Here is a 24,045-nt window from a genome sequence, read left to right as displayed (position 1 = left end):
CGGTGACAGCCGCAGAATCGGACTTGTCCAACCCGCGCTCGTCCTGCACGCGTCGGCCATGAGCGAAGCCGCCTCCCTGTTGTCGGTCAACGCGCTCGGCAAATCGGTGCCGGGACCGCGGCGGCTGTTCGAGCGTCTCGACCTCGAAGTCGCGGCCGGCGAACTGGTCGCGATCATCGGCGAGTCCGGGGTCGGCAAATCAAGCCTGCTCAACATCCTCGCCGGGCTCGACGACGCCGACGAGGGCAGCGTCGCGATCGACGGCGTGGTGCTCGGCCCGCTGGACGAAACCGCGCGGACCCGGCTGCGGCGCGAGCGGATCGGCTTCGTGTTTCAGGCCTTTCATATCCTTCCCTATCTGACGCTGCAGCAGAACGTCGCGCTCCCGCTAGCCCTGATCTCGCCCGATGCCGGTGCGGCCAAGGCGCGCGCGGAAGCGATGCTCGATGCGGTCGGTCTTGGTGGCCGCGGCGACGGCTATGCGCGCGATCTGTCGGGCGGCGAATTGCAGCGCGTCGCGATCGCCCGCGCGCTGGTCCACCGGCCTGCGCTGATCCTCGCCGACGAACCGACCGGCAATCTCGACCCCGAGACGGCGGCGCGCGTGCTCGCGTTGTTCGCCGACGCAGTGCGCGGCAACGGTGCAGCGGGGATCATGGTGACGCATTCGGCAGCGACCGCGGCGATCGCCGACCGCGTGCTGACGCTGGGACGCGACGGGCTGGTGGAGCATCGTGGCGCTTAAGCCAGGCGACCGGGGCGAGCCGGGCCTGCGATCGAGCCGCCTCGCGCTCGGCTGGCTGATCGGCGGCGAATGGCGGTTCCACCCTGCCCGATTCCTGCTCACCGCGGTCGCGATTCTGGTCGGCGTGGCGCTCGGGTTCGCAGTCCATCTGGTCAACGGTTCGGCGCTGGCGGCGTTCGACGGGGCGATGCGCGGCGTCAGCGGTGCGGCCGAACTGTCAGTCCGCGCGACCAGCCCGCTCGGCGTCGATGAACGGCTCTATCCGCGCGTGGCACGCGCCGACGGCGTCGCCGATGCGAGCCCGGTCGTGTCGCTCGATGCGCGGATCGGCAAGACCCGACTGACGCTGCTCGGCGTCGATGTTATCCGCGCGGCGATGGTAACGCCGTCGCTGATCGGCGTGCGTCCGCCGAGTCTCGGCCAGGACGCGTCGAATGCCGATACCGCGTTCGACGAAGATTCGGTGTTCCTGTCGCGCGCCGCGCTCACGCAGGCCCGGACCGCGGTCGGGCGACGCATCGTGGTGAGCGCGAACGGCCGGTCGGTGCCGCTGCGCATCGCCGGCACGCTTCCCGCGTCGGATGCCGCAACCGTGGTCGCGGTGATCGACATCGCCGCGGCGCAGTGGCGGTTCGGACGGCTCGGCCGGGTCGACCGGATCGACCTCGCGCTGGCGGATCGGCCAGCGGCGGAGACCGCGTTGCGCGCGATCCTCCCCGCCGATGCTATCCTCTCGAGCGCGCAGACGCAGAACGCGCAGGGCGATTCGCTGTCGCGAGCGTACCGCGTCAACCTCGACATGCTGGCGCTGGTCGCGCTGCTGACCGGCGGTTTCCTGGTCTATTCGGCGCAGTCGCTGTCGGTGGTCCGTCGCCAGCGCGCGTTCGCGTTGCTGCGCACTCTCGGCATGCGGCGCGGCGGGATCGTCGCGGCGGTAGTGGTCGAGGGGCTGGCGATCGGTCTGGTCGGCGCCTCGGCAGGACTTGCCGCGGGCTACGGCCTCGCCTGGGCAGCGCTGCACTGGTTCGGTGGCGATCTCGGCGCGGGCTATTTCGGCGGCGGCGCGGCGCATGTCGTGTTCCAGCCGGAGGCGGCGCTCGGCTTTTTCGCGCTCGGTCTGCTCGCCGCGGTGCTCGGCAGTGCGCTGCCTGCGCGTGCCGCCGCCCGCGCCGCGCCCGCCGCCGCGTTGAAGAACGCAGGCGACGTGCTCGACCCGCGCCGCACCGTGCCGTGGTGGCCCGCCGCCGCGCTGTTGCTGGTCGGCGGCGGCGTGGCGATGCTCCCCGCGATCGACGGCCTGCCACTGTTCGGTTTCGCCGGGATGGCCTTGATGCTCGCGGGCGGAGTCGCCGGCGTTCCGTGGTTTGCGCGCACGCTGCTGACCCCGCTGGCGAAGCGCACGCACGGCAGCGTTTCTGGGCTGCTGGCGGTGCGGCATCTTCACGGTGCGCCCGGCGAGGCGGCAACCGCGCTATGCGGGATCGTCGCGTCGACCGCGCTGATGATCGCGATGGCGACGATGGTGACCAGCTTTCGTGGCGCGGTCGACGAATGGCTCGGGCAGGTGCTTGGCGCCGATCTGTATCTGCGGACGACCGCGGGGGCGAGCTTCGATCCGGCGACCCGGACACGCCTCGCTACCACGCCGGGTGTCACGCGGCTCGCTTTCAGCCGCCAGATCCCGCTGACGATAACGCCCGATCGTCCGCCGATTAGCCTGATCGCACGGCCCGAGCGCGGCGGTCGCGATCCGCTGCTGGTCCTGATCGCGAAGGGGTCAGCGTTGCCGACCAACGCCCTGCCCGTCTGGGTCTCCGAACCCGCGCAACGCATTTATGGCTGGGAACCCGACGAGACCATCACGCTGCCGATCGCCGGACGAACGCGGTTCGTGGTCGCGGGCGTGTGGCGAGATTACGGGCGTCAGGCGGGTGCGGTGCTGATCGACGAGGGCGATTACCAGCGGCTCACCGGCGACGACGGCCGCGACGAAATTTCGGCGATGGTCGCGCCCGGCCAGGATATCGGCAAGGTCGCCGACGCGATGACAGCGCGGTTGCCGGCAAGCCTGCGCGACAATGTCGAGGTCGGTCGTCCGGCGACACTGCGGAAGCTCGCGCTGACGCTGTTCGATCGCAGTTTCGCGGTGACCTACCTGCTCGAAGCGGTCGCGATCCTGGTCGGGCTGGCCGGGGTCGCGGCGACGATGTCCGCGCAGACGATCGCGCGCGAACGCGAATTCGGGATGCTGCGGCACCTCGGCCTGACCCGCCGCCAGTTAACCGCGATGCTGGGAATCGAGGGCGCGATCGTTGGCTTGACCGGCGCGCTCGCCGGGATCGGGCTGGGGCTGATCCTGTCGCAGGTGCTGATCCACGTCATCAATCCGCAGTCGTTCAACTGGACGATGACGACGCGGATTCCCTACGAGACGCTGCTCGGCGTTGCGGCGGCCTTGACCGGTGCAGCCGCGGTGACTGCGGTGCTGGCAGGACGCCGGGCGACTGCGAGTAGCGCGGTGCAATCGGTACGGGAGGATTGGTGATGCACCGTATCGGACTGTTGCTCGGCTTGATCGCGACGGTCGGCATCGCCGCCCCGCCTGCGACGCCCTACCCGGTCGTCCGCCCGGGTATCGTGCTGCGATTCCCGGCCGATCACGGTGCGCATCCGACGTTCCGCACCGAATGGTGGTACGTCACCGGCTGGCTGAAGACGGATGCAGGCGAGGATCTCGGCTTTCAGGTCACCTTCTTCCGCACGCGGCCGCCCGGCGACTCGCGCAATCCGAGCCGGTTCGCGCCGAACCAGGTGCTGTTCGCGCACGCCGCGCTATCCGATCCCGCGACTGGAAGATTGCTCCACGGCGAGCGTGCGGCGCGGGCCGGTTTCGGTCTGGCGCAGGCGCGCACCGGTGATGCCGACGTCGCGATCCGCGACTGGCGCATGCGGCGCGCGAAGGACGGGCATTGGACGACGCGCGTGACCGCCGACGGTTTCGGGCTGGCGCTCGATCTCCAGCCCACCCAGCCGCCGCTGCCGCAAGGTCGTGGCGGGTATAGCCGCAAGGGGCCGCGGCCTGAGGAGGCGAGCTATTATTATTCGATCCCGCATCTGCGCGTGACCGGGCGAGTGACGCGCGGCGCGCAGACCGTCGCGGTGCGCGGCGAGGCGTGGCTCGATCGCGAATGGTCGTCGAACTATCTCGCCCCGACCGCGCAAGGGTGGGACTGGACCGGGCTCAACTTCGACGACGGCTCGGCGCTGATGGCGTTCCGGATCCGCCGCAAGGGGGGCGGGATCCTGTGGTCGGGCGGGTCGCTGCGCCGCGCCGATGGCACCACGACGGTGTTCGGGCCCACCGACGTCGCGTTCCGCCCGCTCGCGACATGGCGGAGCAAGGCGACCGGCGCGACCTATCCGGTGGCGCAGGAGCTGAGCGTCCGCACCGCCAACCGGATCCAGCGCTGGCGCCTGACGCCGATGTTCGCCGCGCAGGAACTCGACGCACGCCGCAGCGGATTGCCGGTCTATTGGGAGGGGGCGGTGCGGACGCGTGGCGGCCGGGGCTATCTCGAACTCACCGGCTACGACCGCGCGCTGGCGATGTAGGCGCGCGCGACACTTCAGAAGCCCGCGGCGGAAAGCTGCGATCGGAAGCTCAGCCTGTCATGCTCGGAGATCGGCGGCAACGATCGCGCGGGCTTCCCCTTGCGCAACCGGGCGCGATCCTCGTCCGACGGTTCGACGCGGCGCACCCGCACGGCGGCTAGCCCGCCAGCGCGTATGCCAAGCAGTTCGGCGGCGCCGCGCGACAGATCGAGTATCCTTGCATGCCCCGCGAACGGCCCGCGATCGTTGATCCGCACGATGATCCGCCGACCGGTGTCGAGCGCGGTGACCTCGACATAGGTCGGTAGCGGCAGCGTCGTATGCGCCGCAGTCGGCCACTCGGCACGGAACCGTTCGCCATTGGCGGTCCGGTTGCCCGATTCACTGCCGTACCAGCTTGCATAGCCCAGCACGTCGTAGCTCGGATCCGCCGCCGGGACATAGGTCGTGCCGCGGACGCGATACGGGCCGCCGAGCTTGACCTGCGCGTCGCTGACCGGACGGTACGATCCGCCCGCGCACCCCGTCACGAGGAACACGGCGAGGCAGGCGACCCTGGCCAGCGCTGTCGAAAATCTGTGCATAGACGTCATCGCCGTTGATAGAAGATATGGGACTCGACGGTCGCCACCTTGACGAGCGAACTGCGCCAATACGGCACCATCCAGTCGGTATGATAGTGCGTCGCGCGACCGACCGGCGCGTAGACATAGCCGCTCAGCGCACGGCGGGCGGCGCGACGCGCCTGCTCCCAGCCCTCATGTTCGGGCCGCCGCGTGCGCGACCCGTCGCAGCTGAACGAGAACTGGCACCCGGTCGTCCGGTTCGCGCCCTGATAGACGACGCCGCACACCGTCTTGGGAAATCCCGCCGCGCCGACCCGGTTGAGCACGACCTGGATGACCGCGCGCTGCGCATCGCGGTCGTCACCCGCCTCGTACAGCGCGACGGTCGCGAGGCAGTCGGTTGCCTGGAGCCGCGCGGCCGGACCACCACGGAACCGGAACGGCGTCGCCGCCCGGCGTTTGGCGGTGGCGATCGGGACCAGGGCGTTCGAGGCGCGCGCCTGCGCCATCGTCAGCCGCGGTTTGCGATTACCCGCGTTGGTTTCGGTCGGCCAGGGCACATCCGTCAGCCATCCGATGACGACCGCGAACGCAACAACCGCACCAAGCAGGAGCAGCCAATGCTCGGACGATGGCTTCAGCCCGGATCGCTTGCGCCGTCGCGACGAGACATATCGGACCGGTCGCTTCGCCATACCGCGTCCTTACCGGCGAAATTTTCGCAAGGAAACGGGCGGTATTGCTGCCCGCCCCGAGGGTCGGTGGTCGGTGGTCGGAGAATGATCGTCGGGAAGAGATGGTGCCCCTGGCCGGAATCGAACCAGCATGCCTTGCGGCAACCGATTTTGAGTCGGTCGCGTCTACCAATTTCGCCACAGGGGCAGCGGCGGGTTGGCTAGACGAAGCTTTCCGCCGCGGCAAGCCGTCTTCATCGGAAAACGTATCGATTCAGTTTCTCGGTGGCTGGCGACGATAGCTGAGCGCTTCGGCGATGTGGATCCGGCCGACGGTCTCGCTGCCCGCGAGGTCGGCGATGGTGCGGGCGACGCGCAGTATACGGGTATAGCCGCGGGCGGTGAGGCGCATCGCTTCGGCGGCTTGAGCCAGCAACTTGCGGCCGGCCTCTTCGGGCATGGCAACGGAGTCGAGCAGCGCACCATCCGCCTCGGCGTTCGTTCGAACCGGATGGTCGCGGTAGCGGTCGGACTGGATCGTGCGGGCTACGGCGACGCGGGCGGCGACTTCCGCCGAGCCTTCGGTCGGCGGCGGGAGGATCAGATCGGCCGCGCTGACGGCCTGGACGTCGATGTGAAGGTCGATCCGGTCGAGCAGCGGACCGGACACCTTCGCCTGATAGTCCGCCGCGCATTTCGGCGCGCGGGCGCAGGCGAGACTCGCATCGCCGAGATGGCCGCACCGACACGGGTTCATTGCGGCGATCAGCTGGACACGGGCGGGGAGGTGACGTGTGCGTTGGCGCGCGCGACGCTGACCGTGCCGGTTTCGAGCGGTTGGCGCAGCGAATCGAGCACGGCGCGCTGGAACTCGGGGAGTTCGTCGAGAAACAGCACGCCGAGATGCGCGAGGCTGACCTCACCCGGCTTCACCTTCAGCCCGCCGCCGGTGAGCGCCGCCATCGAGGCGGAATGGTGCGGCGCCCTGAATGGCCGCGTCCGAGTCAGCCGACCGCCCGACAAGGTGCCGGCAACCGACTGGACCATCGATACTTCAAGCGCCTCGGCCGGATCGAGCGGCGGCAGGATGCCGGGGAGGCAGGCCGCCATCAGCGACTTGCCCGAGCCGGGCGGCCCGACCATCAACAGGTTGTGCGAGCCGGCGGCGGCGATCTCCAGCGCGCGCTTGGCGGTTTCCTGACCTTTTACTTGGCGAAGGTCGGGACCGTGGTCGGACGCCTCGGCGATTCCCGGCTTGGGGGGACTAAGCAGGCCATGACCCTTGAAGTGGTTGAGCAGCGACAACAGGTCGGGTGCGGCGATCACCTCGATCTCGCCCGCCCAAGCCGCCTCCGACCCCTGCGCAGCGGGGCAGACGAGCCCCTTCCCCACTTCCGACGCATGCAGCGCGGCCAGCAGCACGCCCGGCGAGGCGGTGATCCGCGCGTCGAGCCCAAGTTCGCCGACGATCACGTAATCCGCGAGCGCCTCGGCATCGACCACGCCCATCGCCGCCAGCAATGCCAGCGCAATAGGAAGATCGAAATGCGATCCTTCTTTCGGCAGATCGGCGGGCGACAGGTTCACCGCGATGCGCTTCGGTGGCAGGGACAGCCCCATGCCGGCGATCGCCCCGCGCACGCGCTCACGGCTTTCGCCGACCGCCTTGTCCGCCAATCCGACGACGTTGAACGCGGGAAGTCCTGGAATCAGTTGGACTTGCACCTCGACCGCGCGCGCTTCGAGCCCGAGATACGCCACCGTCGTTACGATCGCCGCCATGCCCGCTCCCCCGCGACCCGACGTCACGCCTTATTCATACCCGAATTGCCATGTCTGCAAGCCGGGCACGTGACCTTGCCCCGCTTCCCCGTCTTGTTAACCTAATACACCGGACCCACATGCCTTCCGTGAAAGCCGTCCGCTCCCCTATTCTGCGCATCGGCCAGTTGCTGCTCGGGGTGGTCCTGATCCTGAGCGCCCCGATCCTTGCGCCGTTGCCGGGGCCGGCGGGGATATTCCTGTTCGCCGGCGGGATGGTGCTGGTGCTGCGCAATTCGCGCTGGGCGCGGCTGAAATGGGCGCGGCTGAAGCGGCGCTGGCCGCGGACCGGTCAGTTTGTCGACCGGATGATGCGGCGGCAGAGCGCGATGCGGCGGCACGAGCGGGCGAAGGCGTCGAAAAGCGCGGCTGCCAAGGCCGGTGCGAATTGACTTACCGCCGCCCTTTCCGTAAGCGCCCAGCCATCAAGGCCGTCCCCGTGGCGGCCGTTTTCTATTTGATGACCTAGGGAATGACCAATGAAGCGGACCTTTCAGCCGAGCAACCTGGTACGCGCACGCCGTCACGGCTTCCGCGCACGGATGGCGACGGTCGGCGGCCGGGCAGTGATCCACGCACGCCGCGCCCGCGGTCGCAAGAAGCTGTCGGCCTAACTATACCCGCTGGCGCCGCCAGCTTAACGATACTCGACAAACGCCGCGATTTTCTCGCGGCGAATGCGGGGAAGCGCGCACCGATGCCGGGATTCGTCCTGCTCATGCGCCCCCGCGATGACGGTGACGAGACGATGCGAATCGGCTTCACCGTCACCAAGAAGATCGGCAACGCCGTCGTCCGGAACCGCATGAAACGGCGGTTGCGGGCTTTGGCGCGTGAGCTGTTGGCGGAGCGCGGCGTTGCTGGGGCTGATCATGTGTTGATCGGGCGCAACGGCGGGGTCGAGCGGGACTTCGCGCTGTTGCGGACTGAGCTTGGCAAGGCGTTCCGCAAGGTGACGCCGGCCGCTGCTGCTACCATGTCAGCAGACACCACCACGCCAGCACAGGCCACCACGCGAGCACAGGCCACCACCCCGGCGAAGGCCGGGGCCCAAATGGGAAAGCGGCCGTGATGAATGGCTGCGCCTCGTTACCGTTGTCCCCCAATTGGGCCCCGGCCTTCGCCGGGGTGGTGTTTGGGGACGAGTGGATCGGGTCTAACCTCGCTGCCTTCCCCCGCTTCGTGTTCTCCCGCGAAGGCGGGAGCCCAGTCTGGGTCCCCGCCTTCGCGGGGAAACAATTTGACGGCGTGGGCGAACGTCGGTTTTGACATGCTAGCCCGCCTCCTCATCCTCCTCGCCCGCGGCTGGCAACTCGGCCCTTCGCTCGTCCTGCCGTCGAGCTGCCGCTACGATCCTTCGTGTTCCGCCTATGCAATCGAGGCCGTTGGGCGCTATGGCGCGCTCAAGGGGGGCTGGTTGGCGGCGAAGCGTATTGCGCGTTGCCATCCGTGGGGCGGGTACGGCCCTGACCCAGTCCCTGATATCGACAAGAAATTGAAAGACGCCGCCCTGTGAAAGACGACAAGCAGAATTTCGTGCTGTTCGCGGTGATCGCGGCGCTGATCCTGTTCGGATGGCCGCTGATCCAGGGCAAGTTCTTCCCGACCGCGAATCCGCCGGTCACGAAGATCGAGGGCGGCAAGACCAAGGCCGTGGCGAACCCCGCCGCCGATCCGGCCGCGGATGGTGCCGCCGCAGTCCGCGATCGCGCCGCCGTGATCGCCGAAACGCCGCGCATCCGCATCGAGACCCCCCGCGTGTCCGGGTCGATCAACCTGAAGGGCGCGCGGATCGACGATCTCGTGCTCAAGGGCTATGACGAGACCGTCGCGAAGAACTCGCCGCCGATCCGCCTGCTCTCGCCGGCCGGCGCACCCGACGCGTATTTCGCAAGCTTCGGCTGGCGCGCGCAAGGGCTGACCCCGCCCGCCGCCGACGCCGTCTGGACGCCCTCGGGCGCGACCACGCTGACGCCGACCACGCCGGTCACGCTCGACGCGACCAACGCCACCGGCCAGCGCTTCCGCATCCAGATCGCGGTCGACCAGGATTACATGTTCACGGTCCGCCAGACCGTCCTGAACGCCGGCACCGGGCCCGTCCCCGTCGCGCCCTACGGCCTCGTCAACCGCGTCGGCATCTCGAAGGATCCGTCGTCGATGACGATCCATGTCGGGCCGATGTCGGTCGACAATGGCGGTGCGCATTACCGCCCGAACTACAAGGACATCGACGCCGCCGCGCAGAAGTTCACGACGACCGGCGGCTGGCTCGGCTTCACCGACAAATACTGGCTGACCGCGATCATCCCCGATCAGGCGCAGTCGTTCGACGGTCAGTTCCGCGCCGGCGCCAACAAGGCGTACCAGGCCGACTACGCGCTCCAGCCCAAGCAGCTCGCCCCTGGCCAGGCGATCACGCAGACCTCGCGCTTCTTCGCCGGCGCCAAGGAAGTCCGCTTGCTCGATCGCTACTCGGATCAGGCCGGCGGCGTCGCCAAGCTCGATTATGCGATCGACTGGGGCTGGTTCCGGATCGTCGAGAAGCCGATCTTCTATTATCTCGACTGGCTGTTCCGCGTGATCGGCAACTTCGGCGTCGCGATCATCCTGCTCACCGTGACGATCCGCGGGCTGCTGTTCCCGATCGCGCAGCGCCAGTTCAAGTCGATGGCGGCGATGCGTGCGGTCCAGCCCAAGGCGAAGGCGCTCCAGGAAAAGCACAAGGACGACAAGGTCCGGCTGCAGCAGGAGACGATGGCGCTGTACAAGGCCGAGGGCGTCAACCCGCTCGCCGGTTGCGCCCCGACGCTCCTCCAGATCCCGATCATGTACGCGCTCTACAAGGTGCTGATGCTGACGATCGAAATGCGTCACCAGCCATTCGTCGCGTGGATCAAGGATCTCTCCGCGCCCGATCCGCTGACGCCGCTCAACCTGTTCGGCCTGCTCGCCTTCACGCCGCCGCACATGATCGCGATCGGCGTGGTCCCGATCATCCTGGGCATCAGCATGTACTTCCAGTTCAAGCTGAACCCGACACCGATGGACGACACGCAGAAGCAGGTATTCGCGCTGCTGCCCTGGGTGCTGATGTTCGTGATGGCGCCGTTCGCGGTCGGCCTCCAGGTCTACTGGATCACGTCGAACTGCCTGACGATCATTCAACAGAAGTTGCTCTACGCCCGCCATCCGGGTCTGAAAGTGCCGGTGACCAAGTGAACGAGCCATCCAACCTCGGCCCGGATCTCGAGCAGACCGACGCACCGTTCACGCCCGAGATGCTGGAGCATGCGCGCAAACTGTTCGCGGGGCATGTCGGCTTCTTGAAGTCTGCGCCGACGCTCGAATTCCTGCCCGATGCGTCGGTGCCGGAGGTGGCGTTCGCGGGTCGCTCGAACGTCGGCAAGTCGTCGCTGCTCAACGCGCTGACGGGGCGCAACTCGATGGCACGCACGTCGAACACGCCCGGCCGTACGCAGGAACTGAACTTCTTCGACGTCGGCGCGCCGCTCGCGTTCCGACTTGTCGACATGCCCGGCTACGGGTTCGCCAAGGCGCCCAAGGACGTCGTCAAGAAATGGCGTTTCCTGATCAACGACTTCCTGCGCGGGCGTGACGTATTGAAGCGCGCACTCGTGCTGATCGATTCCCGCCACGGCATCAAGGACGTCGACCGCGAGATCCTCGAAATGCTCGACAAGGCCGCGGTGAGCTACCGCATGGTTCTGACCAAGGCGGACAAGATCAAGGCGTCCGAACTGGTCGAGGTCACCGAGCGCACCGCCGCCGAAGCGCGGAAACGCCCGGCCGCGCATCCCGATATTCTCGTCACGTCGAGCGAATACGGCATGGGTATCCCCGAACTTCGCGCAGCGGTGGTCGAAGCCGTCAGCTGATCGAACGACTTGGGATCAAACTCTCGTTTCCGGCTGACATTACGTTTCGAAATCCGTAGCTTCCCCCAAAAGGGGAAAACAATCGATGCGTAAGCGGTTTGGCGCAATTTTGGCGATGACGGCGATGCTGTCGGGTTGCGGGGGTGGCGACAGCGGGGCGATCACCTCGGGCAACAGCTCGGCGGCGACGCCGACGCCCACCGCCTCGACGGGGTGCTCGCTTCGCGAACGGCAGGATTGGGCGGCGGCGCAGCTTCGCGAATGGTATCTGTTCCCTGATACGCTGCCGGCCAGCCTGGATCCGGCGCCGTACACGACCGTCGACGCCTACATCGATGCCTTGACCGCCACCGCGCGGGCGCAACGGAAAGATCGGTTCTTCACCTATCTGACGTCGATCAAGGAAGAGAACGCCTATTATAATTCTGGCGCCAGCGCGGGCTTCGGCTTCCGCCTGGGCCTCGACCAGAGCGGACAGCGGCTGTTCTCCGCCGAGACGTTCGAGAACACGCCGGCGCTCGCCGCGGGGATCGATCGCGGTACCGAGATCCTGGCGATCGGCACGACCTCGGCGAACCTCCGGACCGTGCCGGCGATCATCGCGGCGGAGGGTACCGCGGGGCTGAACACCGCGCTCGGCCCCAACACCGCGGGAACCTCGCGTGTCCTGCGCATTGCGAACGCCGCCGGCACCCGCGACGTGACCGTCACCAAGACCGACTTCACGTTGCTCCCGGTCTCGTCGCGCTATGGTGCCAAGGTCATCACCGATGGCGGGCGTCAGGTTGGGTATCTCAACCTGCGCACCTTCATCACCACCGCCGAGCCCGCGCTGAAAGCCGCCTTCGCCGATTTCCGCGCCAAGGGCATCACCAACGTGATCGTCGACCTGCGCTACAATGGCGGTGGCCTGATCGACACGGCGGAATATCTCGGCGACCTGCTCGGTGGCGGCCGCTCGACCTCGGAGGTGTTCGATTACGTCTCGTTCCGCACCGAGAAGGCCGCGAACAACACGACGCGCTTCTTCAAGCCACAGGCCGAATCGATCGCCCCGACCAGGATCGCGTTCATCGGCACCGGCGGGACGGCATCGGCGAGCGAGATCGTGATCAACGCGTTCACGCCGTATCTGCACACCAATTCCGCGCTGATCGGGACCAACACCTACGGCAAGCCGGTCGGTCAGATCCCGCTCGACCGGGCAGCCTGCGACGATCGGCTCCGCGTCGTCGCGCTGGCGACGCAGAACGCCGCACGCAACGGCAACTACTATGACGGCCTGGCGACCACGGTCGAGGCGAGCTGCAAGGCGGCGGACGATATCGGCTATCAGCTCGGCGATCCGCAGGAGGCCTCGACGCGTCAGGCGCTCGACTTCCTCGCCGGTCGCAGTTGCACGCCCATTTCCGGCGATGCGAGCGCTCAGTCGGCACGCACCGCCGCCACGCGCCGCGATCTGCTGATCCCCGACGCCCCCACCACCGCGCAGAGAATGGTGCCTGGTTCGTTCTGAAGGTCGGGTCGGCGGCCAGTCCCGCCGACCTGAAAAGACCGGTGGCACGGGCGCGTCGGCGGGTGATCTCCCCGCAAACGCGTCTGACCGCGCGATCCCGTTCAGGTGAGCGAAAGCCGAGCCGGTCGACGGTGATTGCTTGCCTTGCCTGTGATAAATGCCCCGACGACCATGATTGACGTCTCGATTTCAGCCCGCCCGCCGGTAACCGCCCCCCTCCACACAGAGTTGCGTGTCGCGACGGCACTTCCCGATTACGGCTGGTGGATCGGCGGCGGGATGATCGCGAGCCTGGCCGTGCTCGCGGTGACGATGCGGGTCGCGGGGTTGTCGATCGATCCGACCGATCGCGACAACCTGCCCTTCTATGCATGCGGCGCGGTCTTGCTGTTCGTGCGGTTCTGGGTCCGCAACCGCGACTGGCGGCATGCCCGCGCGCTCGGCGATACCGCCGAATATTACGGCGTGTTCACCATGCTCGCGCTGATGGGCGCGGTCGCCAGCTATCCGGTCGCGGCGATGACGCAGGGGTTTCATGATGCCGCGTTGCAGCGGATCGACCTGATGCTGCATTTCGACTGGCTCGCCTGGTACCGGCTGGTCGCGGCCACGCCGGTCCTCCAGTCGCTCGGCCTCGCGGCGTATCGCAGCATCTACCTGACCCCGGCGGTGCTGCTGGCGACCTTCGCCTTCGCCGGCGACCGGGTCGCGGCGCACCGGTTTCTGGCGGTGTTCTGGCTGACCGCGGTCGGCACGCTGATCCTCTATGCCTTCATGCCCGCGGTGGGACCGTTCTCGTATCTGTGGCACGCCCCGATCGCCTACATGCCCGAGAGCGAGCAGTGGCAGCAGGGGCTGATCCCGGCGCTGCGCGATCACAGCGTGCGCGTGGTCGACCTCGGGCACCTGCGCGGCATCGTGTCGGCGCCGAGCTTCCACGCCGCCGCCGCAACGATCTACATCAACGCCGCGTGGCGGTTGCCACGGCTGCGCTGGCCGGTGATCGCGATTAACGCGGCGATGCTGCTGTCGACGCCGGTCGAGGGCACGCATTACCTGATCGACATCCTCCTCGGCACGGTCGTCGCGCTGGCAGCGATCATCGTGCTCCACCGCGTCATGCCGCGCGAACTGGCCCGGATCATGCCCAAACCGGACGTTGCCCCCGCCCGCCGACGCGGCTAGCACCGCGGCCATGAAACTGATCATCGGCAACAAGGCCTATTCGTCCTGGTCGCTTCGCGGCTGGCTCGCCTGCAAGCATTCGGGGCTCCCGTTCGAGGAGGTGGTCGTGCCGATGTACGACGCCGACTGGGAAAAGCGCCGGTCGGGCGACGAGTTCGCGCCGTCGTCGGGCAAGGTGCCGATCCTGTGGGACGGCGACGCGGTGGTGTGGGACAGCTTGGCGATCGTCGAATACCTCGCCGATAAGGTCGGGCGCGATCGGTTCTGGCCGGTCGACGACGCCGCGCGCGCGATGGCGCGGTCGATGGCCGCCGAGATGCATTCGAGCTTCCAGGCGCTGCGCCGCAAGCACAGCATGAACGTCCGCCAGATCTTTCCCAGCCGCCAACCCGACGACGACGTCCTGATCGAATTGCAGCGGATTATGGAGCTGTGGGCGCAGGCGCGTGCGCGGTTCGGCGGCGACGGCCAGTTCCTGTTCGGCCAGTTCGGCGCGGCGGACATCATGTTCGCGCCGGTCGTCACGCGGATCGTCACCTATCAGTTGCCGATCGCGCGCTTCGCGACCGGGTACATGCAGGCGATGTTCGAACATCCGTTCATGCAGGACTGGATCGCCGCCGCGCAGGAAGAGGAATGGGTGCTCGAGCAGTATGAGCAGCCGGTGCCGACGCCCGCTGCATGAGCGGGCCGATCGACCCGGTCGTGCTGGCGCAGGCGCTGATCGCCGCCGATAGCGTCACGCCCGCGCGGGGCAGCGTCTTCGACGTGCTCGAAGCCGCGCTCGTCCCGATCGGGTTCGCGGTCGACCGCTTCGTGGTCGGCGCGGCACCCGACGGCCCGGTCGAGAATTTGCTCGCCACGCGTGGCAGCGGACCGCGCCATCTGGCGTTTGCCGGGCATGTCGATGTCGTCCCGCCGGGTGACGGCTGGACCGGCTCGCCGTGGTCCGCCGAGGTCCGTGGCGGGCTGCTGTACGGGAGCGGTGCGGTCGACATGAAGGGCGCGATCGCGGCGTTCGTCGCCGCGGCGAGCCGGACCGACGCCGATCGAGACGGGGGCACGCTGTCACTGATCATCACCGGCGACGAGGAGGGTCCTGCGACCTACGGCACCGTCGCGTTGATGGAGCGGATGGCCGCGCGCGGCGTCGTGCCCGACCTGTGCCTGGTCGGCGAACCGACCTCGACCGCGCGGCTCGGCGACATGGTCAAGATCGGCCGGCGCGGCTCGGTCAACATCGGGATCGACGTGCCGGGACGTCAGGGTCACGTCGCCTATCCGCATCTCGCCGACAATCCGATCCCGCGGCTGATCGCGATCCTCGCGGAGATCGACGGCGTCGTGCTCGACGAGGGCACCGACTGGTTCCAGCCGTCGAATATCGAGGTCACCGACATCACCGTCGGCAACCCCGCGCACAATGTCATCCCCGCCAAGGCGTCCGCGCGGCTCAGCATCCGCTTCAACGACCGCCACCGTGGCGCCGACCTGATCGACCGCATCCGCGCGATCGCCGATCGGCATGCGCCCGGATCGGTCGTGACCGGCAAGGTCTCGGGCGAGGCGTTCCTGACGGCGCCGGGCGCGTTCTCGACGCTCGTGTCCGAGGCGATCCTGGCGGCCACCGGCATCACGCCCGAACTGTCGACCACCGGCGGCACCTCCGACGCGCGCTTCCTTTCGAAGCTGTGCCCGGTGGTCGAGTTCGGCCTGATCAACGCGACCATGCACAAGGTCGACGAGGCAGTCGCGGTCGCGGACCTGCGGACGCTGACGGATATCTACGCCGACATGATCGCGCGCGCTCAAGGATAACACGCCGAGAGGCATACTGTATTGGCGCGCGCCACCCCGGAAGGGGTCGGTCAATTCTTCACTGCAGCAGCAGTACTAGAACCGAAGCCATCACCCCGCATACGGTTCCCTAAGGTGTGCCCCATAAGGGCCTGCTGCTTCCGCACGTTGGATCCGCCCGGTCAATTCCCATAATTGGAATATGACTTTTGTGTGTAATATACAGATAATCATGATCATAATTAACGTCATTTGCATCGCTTTTAGATCAATACTATTATTTTAAACGCTGAATACTAAAATATTCAAATAGAATCGTTGCAAAAGCACTATCGGCATGATCTTATTTACTCATTAGATAATACTTAAATACGGAGATAATTTTAGGAGGCGATGATGTTCAACGTATCCAAGCTTATACTTGCCATTTCGCTATTTTCAGGCTCTCCCGCCGTCGCGCAAAGGGCCTATGATGATTGGGTCGACGGGGTGCATTATTTGAGAGTTGTGAACACGGCTCCGATTGCCCTGAGATGCAGCATCCTCGACGCGACAGGAAGCTGGGCAACAGTTGTCATTCTGCCCGGACAATTTATGTATAAGGCAGTTCTGCCCGGAGCAGCGGGACGATGGGACTGCGTCGTGGCGTAGCGGCAGCGTCTACTCCCGCCCCCGCCGCAGGACGATATACAGCGCGCCCTGCCCGCCATGCCGCGGATGCGCGCCGCGGACGGCGGCGATCGAGTCGGCGTGGCGCGAGCCCGCCAGCCAGTCGGTCACGGCCGACCGGATCGCACCCCGAGCATGCGGGCGTTCGCTCTCGGGTCGCGGCGGCTTGCCCGTCACCAGCAGCAGAACGCGGTCGCCGCGCGCGATCGCCCGGCCCAGGCCGACATCGAGCAGCGCATGCGCGGACGCCAGCGTATGCCCGTGCAAATCGATCGAACTGTCGGGACTCACTACGCCTCGCGTGAGCCGCTTGTCCCAGCCGCCATCGAGCGTGTTGGCCGTGATCGGTTTGGCCGCCGGCCGCGCGACGACAGGCTTGGCCCCCGCCCCGCCCCCAGCCCTTGCCGCGTATGGCGTCACGACCGTACGAACGAGCGGCTTCACCCGCCCCATCGGCGCAGGCGGTGCGGGCACGATCTTGCCGTTGGGACCGATTATCGGCTTGGGCGGTGGCGGCAAAGGCGGCGCGCGCTCGGGGATCCGCACGGCGACCACGCGCATCGGTCGCACGGTCTGCATTACCCTCGCCCAAAGCTGGGCTTCGTCAGGGTTGAGTGGTCGGCCCGCCATATCGCGCCCCATCACCCTGAGCGTTCAGCCGCGCGACCGTCCCGATCGGCAGCAGCAGATACGCGGTGCCGCGCCCCGCCATGCCGCCGGCGGTCGCTTCGGCTGCCGCGCCCGCGCCCCAGAAAGTGTCGAAGCGATTGCTGCCCTTGATCGCGCCGCCGGTGTCCTGCGCCACCCACAACCCGCTCGCGTCCTGGCGATCGAGCGACAGGAATACCGGCGCGCCGAGCGGCACGAACTTGACGTCGGCCGCCGCGCTGACCTGACCGGTGACCGGCAGCCCGAGCGCCCCCAACGGTGCCCCTTCGAGCTCGCGGAAGAACACGAAGCTCTTGTTCTCGCGCATGATCGCCTGCCCCTCGGTCGGATGCGCGTGCAGCCACGCGACGATGCCCTGCATCGAGGTCTGGCCGGGTTGCAAAAGCCCGCGCGACTTCATCAGCGCGCCGATGCCCGTGTAATCACGGCCGTTCTGCGTGGCATAGCCGATCCGCAGGATCTCGCCGTCGGGCAGCCGCAACCGCCCCGACCCCTGGATCTGGAGGAAGAACAGCTCGACCGGATCGCGCGCCCAGGCGAGGATCGGCGCCCTGCCCGCCAACGCGCCCTGCTCGATCGCGGTCCGGTCATAATAGGGGACGAGGTTGCTGCCATCGACGCGCCCGCGCACCTTCTTGCCCTTTAGCGAGGTCGAGAACGCGCCGAGATCGACGTCGATCAGATCGCTCGGCCGACCATAGATCGGCGCATAACCATCGCGCCGCTCCAGCGAGCCGGCGATTTCGGGTTCGTAATAGCCGGTGGCGAACGCCTTGCCGTCGCCGATCTGCGCCGCCTCGAACCACTGCGCGAAGAATGCGCGCGCATTGCGCCGGTCGGTCGACGCCGCGGCGGCGCACGCCGGCTGCCAGTCGGCGCCGCGGGTCAGGCCGGACGAATCGTTCCTGCGCATCAGCGACGGGCAGCTGGTCACGAACGCGGCGAGCGCCGCCTGTGCCTGGAGATCGTCGATCGGCAGACTCGCGACCGCGGGCCCCGGCGTGACGCCCGCCGCGGCGGCGTTGAGTGGCTCGATCGCGGGCGTCGCGGGGGCGGCCAGCAACGGTACCGCACCGACGATCCGCGCCGGAACCTGAATGCCGCGAATATTGGGCGAGGCCCCGGTATCGCGCGACGGGTGGACTCGGACCGGTTCGTCCGGGCGCGAGGACGGCCGTTCAATCGGCGCGGGGCCGGAACGGGGCGGCTCGACGCCCCCGACACACGCGCTCAGTGTCAGCGCGAGCGCTACGGCTAGTCCGCCACCCCGAATATCCCGCATCAGGCTTCGTCGGTATCCGCAAGTTTCCAGTTCGGATCGCTGCTCTTCAGCGTCCGGGCGAAGGTCCAGACGTCGTGCGTCTCGACCGCGTCGGTCAGCGAGCCGGCCAGCACGACGCCCTCGGCATCGCGCGTCACCGCGGCGATATCGGCGTCGAACCGCACGGTGATCTGTGCCTCGCGACCCGACACGCGCGCATCGGCGATCACCGCGCGCTCGATCGTCACGAGTCGATTGTCGAGCACCTCGCCCGCCTCGCGGCGTGCTGCGATCGCCTCGGCGAACGCCGCCCGGACGTCGTCCACGGCGAGATCGGCCAGCGCATCCCCGTCACCCTTCCAGAAGGCTTCGAGGATCATGCGATACGCGGCCTGCGATCCTTCGAGGAAGCGACCGACATCGAAGCCGGGCTCGCCCGCGATGATCGCCCGGAGCCCGGCTTCCGCCTGCGGCTCGATGTTGCGATTGGCGGCGTCGCGCGGTTCGGCGACGGCGTCGATCGTGCGCGGTACCGAGATCGGCACCGGACGCTCTTCGGCGGCACGCGGCAACGGTTGCTCATGCCCGGTTCGCTTACCGAGCACGCTGTACAGACGCATGGCGAGGAACCCGGCCACCATCGCGAGAAGAACTACGTAAAACAACCGTGCCTCCGATCTTCGGTCCAACATAGGCGAAAGCTGCGGTTATTCAAACCCGCGCCCGTTGAAACACCCCCCCGGCACTGCTAATCGCACCGGCTCGACCGACGGGAACGCACAATCGCTCCGCTTCGGTCCCGATTTTACGGCATTCTTATATACGCCACCTTCAAGGACACGACGCATGGATGATCAGGACAATAGCGCGATGACGCCCGACCACAGCTTGGTAAACGGCGAAGACAGCATTCCGGCGGCCGGTCTAATCTCGCAATACGTCAAGGATCTGTCGTTCGAGAACCCGAACGCGCCCGCCGTCTACCAGAACCAGACCCCGCCCGCGATCGACGTGCAGTTCAACATCGGCGCGGCGCAGGTCGGCGACGAGGTGCATGAGGTCGTGCTGAAGATCGACGTCCGCGCCGAGACCGAGGGCCAAGTCGCGTTCATCGTCGACCTTTCCTATGCCGGCCTGTTCGGTCTCCGCAACATCCCCGCCGAGCATGTCCAGCCGTTCCTGCTGGGCGAGGCCCCGCGCCTGCTGTTCCCGTTCGCGCGCCGCGTGCTGTCGGATGCGGTGCGTGACGGTGGCTTCCCGCCGCTGCTGCTCGAGCCGATCGACTTCTCGCAGCTCTACATCCAGCAGTCCGAACAGCAGGGTATCCAGCCCAACGTCGGCGATTTCGGCCAAGCCTGATCCACGGTCGGAGCGCGGTTCGATGAACCTCACCAAGGCGCTGGGATCGGTCGGCGGGCTCACGCTCGCCAGCCGGATCCTGGGGCTGGTCCGCGATTCGCTGTTCGCGCGGTTCGTCGGCGCGGGGTTCGCGTCCGACGCGTACCTGATCGCGTTCCGCCTCCCCAACATGTTCCGCGCGCTGTTCGCGGAGGGCGCGTTCTCCGCCGCGTTCATTCCGATGTTCAACCGGAAGGTCGGCGACAAGTCGGGCCGCGGGCTGCCCGACGGCATCGCGTTTGCCGAAGACGCGCTGTCGGTGCTGTTGCCGACGCTGCTGATCATGACCGTGCTGCTCGAGGCGCTCGCCTGGCCGCTGACATGGCTGCTGACCTTCGGGTTCAACGGCGTCGGCTCGGCCAAGTTCGACTATGTCGTCCATCTCTCGCGGATCATGCTCCCCTATCTGCCGCTGATCAGCCTCGTGTCGCTGCTCGGTGGCATCCTCAATTCGCTGCACAAGTTCTGGATCAACGCCGCCGCGCCGATCCTGCTGAACGCGACGCTGATCGCCGCGCTGCTGCTGTTCCACGCGCACGAGCCGCTGCTGACCTCGCGCAATCAGGCGATCGCGGTCACAATCTCGGGCGCGCTCCAGCTGCTCTGGCTGATCTACGCCTGCCGTTCGTCGGGCGTCCGGCTGCGTCTCAAGCGCCCGCTGATGAACCCCGACGTGAAGAAGCTCATGTCGCTGATCTGGCCTGCCGCGGCCGGCGCGGGCGCGGTGCAGATCAACCTCGTCGTGTCGACCGCGCTCGCCGCCGCGCTGCTGCCCGCGGGCTCGGTCTCGTACATCTACTTCGCCGACCGGCTGAACCAGTTGCCGCTGGGGCTGATCGGGATCGGCCTCGGCACCGTCCTGTTGCCCACTATCTCGCGCCAGCTTGGACGCGGCGAAGAGGCGGAGGCGATGACCACGCAGAACCGCGGCATGGAGCTGGCGCTGTTCCTCACGCTCCCCGCGACGGTCGCGCTGATCGTGTGCGGCGGGCCGATCATCGCCGCGCTCTTCCAGCACGGCAAGTTCACCGCCGCGCAGACGCTGCCGACCGCGCAGGCGCTCGCCGCCTTCTCGATCGGGTTGCCGTCGTACATCCTCGTGAAGGTGCTCACGCCCGGCTATTACGCGCGGTCGGACACCAAGACGCCGGTGCGCTATGCGACGATGTCGATGGTCGTGAACCTCGTCCTCAACCTCGCTTTCATCAAGCCGCTCGGGCACATGGGCCCGCCGCTCGCCACCGCAATCGCCAGCACGGTCAACGTCGCGATGCTGTACCGCACGCTCGTCCTGCGCGGCCACTTCACGCCCGACGCGCGGCTGGTCCGGCGGACGTGGCGGCTGTTGGTCGCCGCGCTGATCATGGGCGGCGTGATGTTCTTCCTCAACGACCTGTTCCAGCCGTTCGTCACCGGCACCAGCATCCAGCGCTGGGGCGCGATGCTGGTGCTGGTCGCGACCGGCGGCGTCGTCTATGCGATCGCGACCCTGCTCACCGGCGCGTTCCGGCTGGGCGACATCTCCACGCTTCTGCGTCGTTCCAAATAAGGTTTTCCCATGCGCGTCGTCTCCGGCATCAAGCCCACCGGTAATCTCCACCTCGGCAATTACCTGGGCGCGGTGAAGCAGTGGGTGGCGCTGCAGGACGACGTGGCGGCGAAGGGCGGCGAGTCGATGTTCTTCATCGCCGATCTCCACGCGCCGACCGAATGGATCGCCCCGGCCGAGCTATCGGCGCACACGATCGAGGTCGCAGCGACCATGATCGCCGCCGGCATCGACCCGGCGAAATCGATCCTGTTCAACCAGGCGCGCGTACCCGCGCACAGCGAGATGGCGTGGCTGCTCAACACCGTCGCGCGCGTCGGCTGGCTCAACCGGATGACGCAGTTCAAGGACAAGGCGGGCAAGAACCGCGAGGGCGCGAGCGTCGGGCTGTACGACTACCCCGTGCTGATGGCCGCCGACGTGCTGCTCTACAATGCGACTCACGTTCCGGTCGGCGAGGACCAGAAGCAGCACCTCGAACTCGCGCGCGACATCGCCACCAAGTTCAATGGCGACTACGGCGTGGAGCTGTTCACGCTCCCCGCCCCGCTGATCAGCAAGGCGGCGCCGCGGATCATGTCGTTGCGCGATGCGTCGGCGAAGATGTCGAAGTCGAACCCGTCCGAGCAGTCGGTGGTCAAGCTGATCGACAGCGACGACACCATCGCCGACAAGTTCCGCAAGGCGAAGACCGACCCGGACGTGCTGCCGGCGACGGTCGAGGAACTGGGCGACCGCGCCGAGGCGCGCAACCTGCTGACGATCTACGCGGCGCTGGCGGATAGCGACGTGGCGACCGTACTCGGCGAGTTCGGCGGCAAGGGCTTCGGCGCGTTTAAACCCGCGCTGGCGGATCTGGCGGTGGCAAAGCTCGGCCCGATCCGCGACGAGATGGTGCGGTTGCTCGATGATCGCAGCGCGGTGACGGCGGTGCTGCAGGCGGGCGCGGAGAAGGCGCGCGCGCTGGCGGCGCCGGTGTTGAAGGCGACGCAGGACGCGATGGGATTGCAGGTCTAAGCTGCCTTCTCCGTCACCCCGGACTTGTTCCGGGGTCCACGATTCCTCGACCTCACGTCTCTCGATTTTGCGGAAGCCTGGATGCCGGAACAGGCCCGGCATGACGAAGGAAGGTTAGCCTTCCAACTCGCGCATCAGCACGCGCACCGCGGCATCGATATCGCGGTCCGAATCGCGCAGTTCCTCGATCTTGCGAACCGCATGGATCACCGTCGAGTGATCGCGTCCGCCGAACTTGCGCCCGATCTCCGGCAGCGAACGCGTCGTCAGCCGCTTCGCCAGATACATCGCGATCTGCCGCGGCCGCGCCACAGCCCGAGCCCGCCGCGCGGAAATCAGATCGAGCGGCTTCAGTTCGAAATGCGCGGACACCAGCTTCTGGATCTCGTCGATCGTCACGCGCTTCTGCGCCCCCCGCAGCACTTCGCCGAGCGTCGCGACCGCGAAGTCGAGGTCGATCGTGTCGCCTGTCAGCTGTGCATAAGCCACCACCCGGTTCAGCGCGCCCTCAAGCTCGCGGATGTTCGCATGAATGCGGCTGGCGAGCAGGTCGAGCACGTCGGTCGGCACGCGCATGTCGGGCAGGTCGACCAGCTTCCGGTCGAGGATCGTCCGGCGCAGCGTCAGGTCGGGCGCCTTGATGTCCGCGACCAGCCCGACCGCCATCCGGCTGATGATCCGCGCCTCGACGCCTTCGAGCGCCTGCGGACAGCGATCGGCGGAGATCACCAGCCGCTTGCCCGCCGCCATGATCTCGTTGACCGTGTGGAAGAATTCTTCCTGCGTCGCGTCCTTCCCGGCGATGAACTGGAGGTCGTCGATCAACAACAGGTCGGCACCGCGCAGCCGTTGCTTGAAGGCATGCGTATCACGCGCGCGCATCGACGCGACGAAATCGTACATGAACCGCTCGGCGGACATGCACAGCACGATCGCGTTCGGATTATGCTCGAGGAACGCATGACCGATCGCGTGCATGAGATGGGTCTTGCCCTGCCCCGTGCCGCTGTGGAGAAACAGCGGGCTGAACCGGACGGGGCCGGGTTCGGCGAGTACCTTGGCGGCGTTGAACGCGACCTTGTTGGATGGATCGACGACGAACCGCTCGAACGTGTAGCGCGGGTCGAGCGGCGGGCGCTCGGCCGGCACGCCGACCGGAGCCGCGGCCACAACAGGCGCCGGCGCTGGCTTCAGCGACGGATCGACACCGAACTTCATCGATACCTGTGCAGGCTCCGCGACTGGCTTGGGTTCTGCGACCGACATCGGCGCGGGAGGCTCGACTGCGACCGCATTCGCCACCGGCTCGATCGCGAGCACGGTGGGGGCACGACCCGGTGCCCGGGTTTCGATCTGGACGGTGCGGATATGCGGCAGGATCTGCTGGAATTCGAGCACGAGTCGGTCGGCGTAGTGATTGCGGACCCAGTTCGTCATGAACGCCGACGGCAGCGCCAAGCGGATCGTGTCACGGTCCTCGCCGGGAATCAGCTCGATCGGCTTCAGCCACTGTTCGAACAGCCGCGCGCCCGCCGACTCGCGCAAGGACGCACGCACGCGGGCCCAGGCCTTCTCGGCCTCGGTCGCGTGGGTCATTGGTCCTTGCCACTTCGTCACGCGCACACTTCTCCGACCCCGCACGACACGCGCGCAGGTGACATAGCCCC

General features: G+C 67.4%; 23 protein-coding genes, 1 tRNA gene and 1 pseudogene. 16 read left to right on the top strand and 9 right to left on the bottom strand.

Translation table 11 applies throughout. From position 1 onward, the window contains the following. Positions 1-58: 58 nt before the first annotated feature. The 3 genes from ACLBWL_RS06555 to ACLBWL_RS06545 are packed head-to-tail and all read left to right on the top strand — an operon-like array spanning position 59 to position 4,357. Positions 59-745, top strand: a complete 687-nt coding sequence (locus ACLBWL_RS06555; protein WP_447791281.1) for an ABC transporter ATP-binding protein — start codon at positions 59-61, stop codon at positions 743-745. Then, positions 735-3,290, top strand: a complete 2,556-nt coding sequence (locus ACLBWL_RS06550; protein WP_447791279.1) for an FtsX-like permease family protein — start codon at positions 735-737, stop codon at positions 3,288-3,290. Before ACLBWL_RS06555 ends, ACLBWL_RS06550 begins: the two co-directional genes overlap by 11 nt. Continuing rightward, positions 3,290-4,357, top strand: a complete 1,068-nt coding sequence (locus ACLBWL_RS06545; protein WP_447791277.1) for a lipocalin-like domain-containing protein — start codon at positions 3,290-3,292, stop codon at positions 4,355-4,357. The genes ACLBWL_RS06550 and ACLBWL_RS06545 overlap by 1 nt, the downstream gene beginning before the upstream one ends. A 14-nt stretch (positions 4,358-4,371) precedes the next feature. Here the strand turns inward: ACLBWL_RS06545 and ACLBWL_RS06540 are convergent, their stop codons facing one another. From ACLBWL_RS06540 to ACLBWL_RS06520, 5 genes and pseudogenes are all read right to left on the bottom strand, one after another. Beyond that, entirely contained in the window at positions 4,372-4,941 is a 570-nt protein-coding gene (locus ACLBWL_RS06540) for a septal ring lytic transglycosylase RlpA family protein (RefSeq protein ID WP_447791275.1), read from the bottom strand. Positions 4,942-4,946: 5 nt separating this feature from the next. Then, positions 4,947-5,618, bottom strand: a complete 672-nt coding sequence (locus tag ACLBWL_RS06535; protein WP_447791273.1) for a cell wall hydrolase — start codon at positions 5,616-5,618, stop codon at positions 4,947-4,949. 102 nt (positions 5,619-5,720) lie between these two features. Beyond that, a tRNA-Leu gene (locus ACLBWL_RS06530) sits at positions 5,721-5,805 on the bottom strand. Positions 5,806-5,871: 66 nt separating this feature from the next. Further along, on the bottom strand, positions 5,872-6,267 hold the full coding sequence (locus tag ACLBWL_RS06525; RefSeq protein WP_447792029.1) for a magnesium chelatase subunit ChlI family protein: 396 nt from the start codon (positions 6,265-6,267) through the stop codon (positions 5,872-5,874). Then, positions 6,262-7,379, bottom strand: a pseudogene (locus ACLBWL_RS06520) (YifB family Mg chelatase-like AAA ATPase); the annotation flags it as partial. The pseudogene ACLBWL_RS06520 and the gene ACLBWL_RS06525, both read right to left, overlap by 6 nt. A gap of 119 nt (positions 7,380-7,498) precedes the next feature. Here ACLBWL_RS06520 and ACLBWL_RS06515 point away from each other — a divergent pair. The 10 genes from ACLBWL_RS06515 (at position 7,499) to dapE (ending at position 15,836) form a co-directional block, all read left to right on the top strand. Then, the gene (locus tag ACLBWL_RS06515) at positions 7,499-7,810 is read left to right on the top strand and encodes a hypothetical protein (RefSeq protein WP_447791271.1); all 312 of its coding nucleotides are present in this window, start codon (positions 7,499-7,501) and stop codon (positions 7,808-7,810) included. 87 nt (positions 7,811-7,897) lie between these two features. Next, the gene (gene rpmH, locus ACLBWL_RS06510) at positions 7,898-8,032 is read left to right on the top strand and encodes a 50S ribosomal protein L34 (protein WP_031393806.1); all 135 of its coding nucleotides are present in this window, start codon (positions 7,898-7,900) and stop codon (positions 8,030-8,032) included. 83 nt (positions 8,033-8,115) lie between these two features. After that, a complete protein-coding gene (rnpA, locus tag ACLBWL_RS06505; RefSeq protein WP_447791268.1) occupies positions 8,116-8,490 on the top strand; it encodes a ribonuclease P protein component in 375 nt (124 codons plus the stop codon). 198 nt (positions 8,491-8,688) lie between these two features. Then, positions 8,689-8,934: a membrane protein insertion efficiency factor YidD gene (gene yidD, locus ACLBWL_RS06500; protein WP_056062193.1), complete on the top strand. Its 246-nt coding sequence runs from the start codon at positions 8,689-8,691 to the stop codon at positions 8,932-8,934. After that, positions 8,931-10,640 (top strand): membrane protein insertase YidC, encoded by a 1,710-nt coding sequence (gene yidC, locus ACLBWL_RS06495; protein WP_447791266.1) that lies wholly within the window; start codon positions 8,931-8,933, stop codon positions 10,638-10,640. Before yidD ends, yidC begins: the two co-directional genes overlap by 4 nt. Positions 10,641-10,699: 59 nt before the next feature. Then, entirely contained in the window at positions 10,700-11,317 is a 618-nt protein-coding gene (gene yihA / locus ACLBWL_RS06490; RefSeq protein ID WP_056487036.1) for a ribosome biogenesis GTP-binding protein YihA/YsxC, read from the top strand. Positions 11,318-11,402: 85 nt separating this feature from the next. Further along, complete coding sequence (locus ACLBWL_RS06485; protein WP_447791264.1) at positions 11,403-12,833, top strand: S41 family peptidase; 1,431 nt, start codon at positions 11,403-11,405, stop codon at positions 12,831-12,833. 171 nt (positions 12,834-13,004) lie between these two features. Next, positions 13,005-14,018, top strand: a complete 1,014-nt coding sequence (locus ACLBWL_RS06480; RefSeq protein ID WP_447791262.1) for a phosphatase PAP2 family protein — start codon at positions 13,005-13,007, stop codon at positions 14,016-14,018. 10 nt (positions 14,019-14,028) lie between these two features. Further along, complete coding sequence (locus tag ACLBWL_RS06475) at positions 14,029-14,703, top strand: glutathione S-transferase family protein (protein ID WP_447791260.1); 675 nt, start codon at positions 14,029-14,031, stop codon at positions 14,701-14,703. After that, positions 14,700-15,836 (top strand): succinyl-diaminopimelate desuccinylase, encoded by a 1,137-nt coding sequence (gene dapE, locus ACLBWL_RS06470; protein ID WP_447791258.1) that lies wholly within the window; start codon positions 14,700-14,702, stop codon positions 15,834-15,836. Before ACLBWL_RS06475 ends, dapE begins: the two co-directional genes overlap by 4 nt. Positions 15,837-16,475: 639 nt before the next feature. Here dapE and ACLBWL_RS06465 read toward each other — a convergent pair. From ACLBWL_RS06465 to ACLBWL_RS06455, 3 genes are read right to left on the bottom strand one after another with little or no spacing between them, the layout of a single operon-like run. Continuing rightward, on the bottom strand, positions 16,476-17,063 hold the full coding sequence (locus tag ACLBWL_RS06465) for a Smr/MutS family protein (protein WP_447791256.1): 588 nt from the start codon (positions 17,061-17,063) through the stop codon (positions 16,476-16,478). A gap of 25 nt (positions 17,064-17,088) precedes the next feature. After that, positions 17,089-18,435 (bottom strand): murein transglycosylase A, encoded by a 1,347-nt coding sequence (mltA, locus tag ACLBWL_RS06460; protein ID WP_447791254.1) that lies wholly within the window; start codon positions 18,433-18,435, stop codon positions 17,089-17,091. After that, on the bottom strand, positions 18,435-19,079 hold the full coding sequence (locus ACLBWL_RS06455) for a Tim44/TimA family putative adaptor protein (RefSeq protein WP_447791252.1): 645 nt from the start codon (positions 19,077-19,079) through the stop codon (positions 18,435-18,437). The genes mltA and ACLBWL_RS06455 overlap by 1 nt, the downstream gene beginning before the upstream one ends. A 181-nt stretch (positions 19,080-19,260) precedes the next feature. Between ACLBWL_RS06455 and secB the strand changes: the two genes are divergently transcribed. From secB to trpS, 3 genes are read left to right on the top strand one after another with little or no spacing between them, the layout of a single operon-like run. Next, on the top strand, positions 19,261-19,773 hold the full coding sequence (gene secB, locus ACLBWL_RS06450) for a protein-export chaperone SecB (RefSeq protein ID WP_447791250.1): 513 nt from the start codon (positions 19,261-19,263) through the stop codon (positions 19,771-19,773). A gap of 22 nt (positions 19,774-19,795) precedes the next feature. Then, the gene (gene murJ / locus ACLBWL_RS06445) at positions 19,796-21,361 is read left to right on the top strand and encodes a murein biosynthesis integral membrane protein MurJ (RefSeq protein ID WP_447791248.1); all 1,566 of its coding nucleotides are present in this window, start codon (positions 19,796-19,798) and stop codon (positions 21,359-21,361) included. A 9-nt stretch (positions 21,362-21,370) separates the two neighbouring features. Next, positions 21,371-22,378, top strand: coding sequence for a tryptophan--tRNA ligase (gene trpS / locus ACLBWL_RS06440; RefSeq protein ID WP_447791246.1), 1,008 nt, complete (start codon positions 21,371-21,373; stop codon positions 22,376-22,378). Between the two features lie 114 nt (positions 22,379-22,492). Here the strand turns inward: trpS and dnaA are convergent, their stop codons facing one another. Next, the gene (gene dnaA / locus ACLBWL_RS06435) at positions 22,493-23,974 is read right to left on the bottom strand and encodes a chromosomal replication initiator protein DnaA (protein ID WP_447791244.1); all 1,482 of its coding nucleotides are present in this window, start codon (positions 23,972-23,974) and stop codon (positions 22,493-22,495) included. Between the last annotated feature and the right edge of the window lie 71 nt (positions 23,975-24,045).

Source organism: Sphingomonas sp. M1A8_2b, from assembly GCF_053345535.1.
Note: the sequence above shows the minus strand (reverse complement) of the source record. Positions and strands in the feature narration are given on the sequence as shown.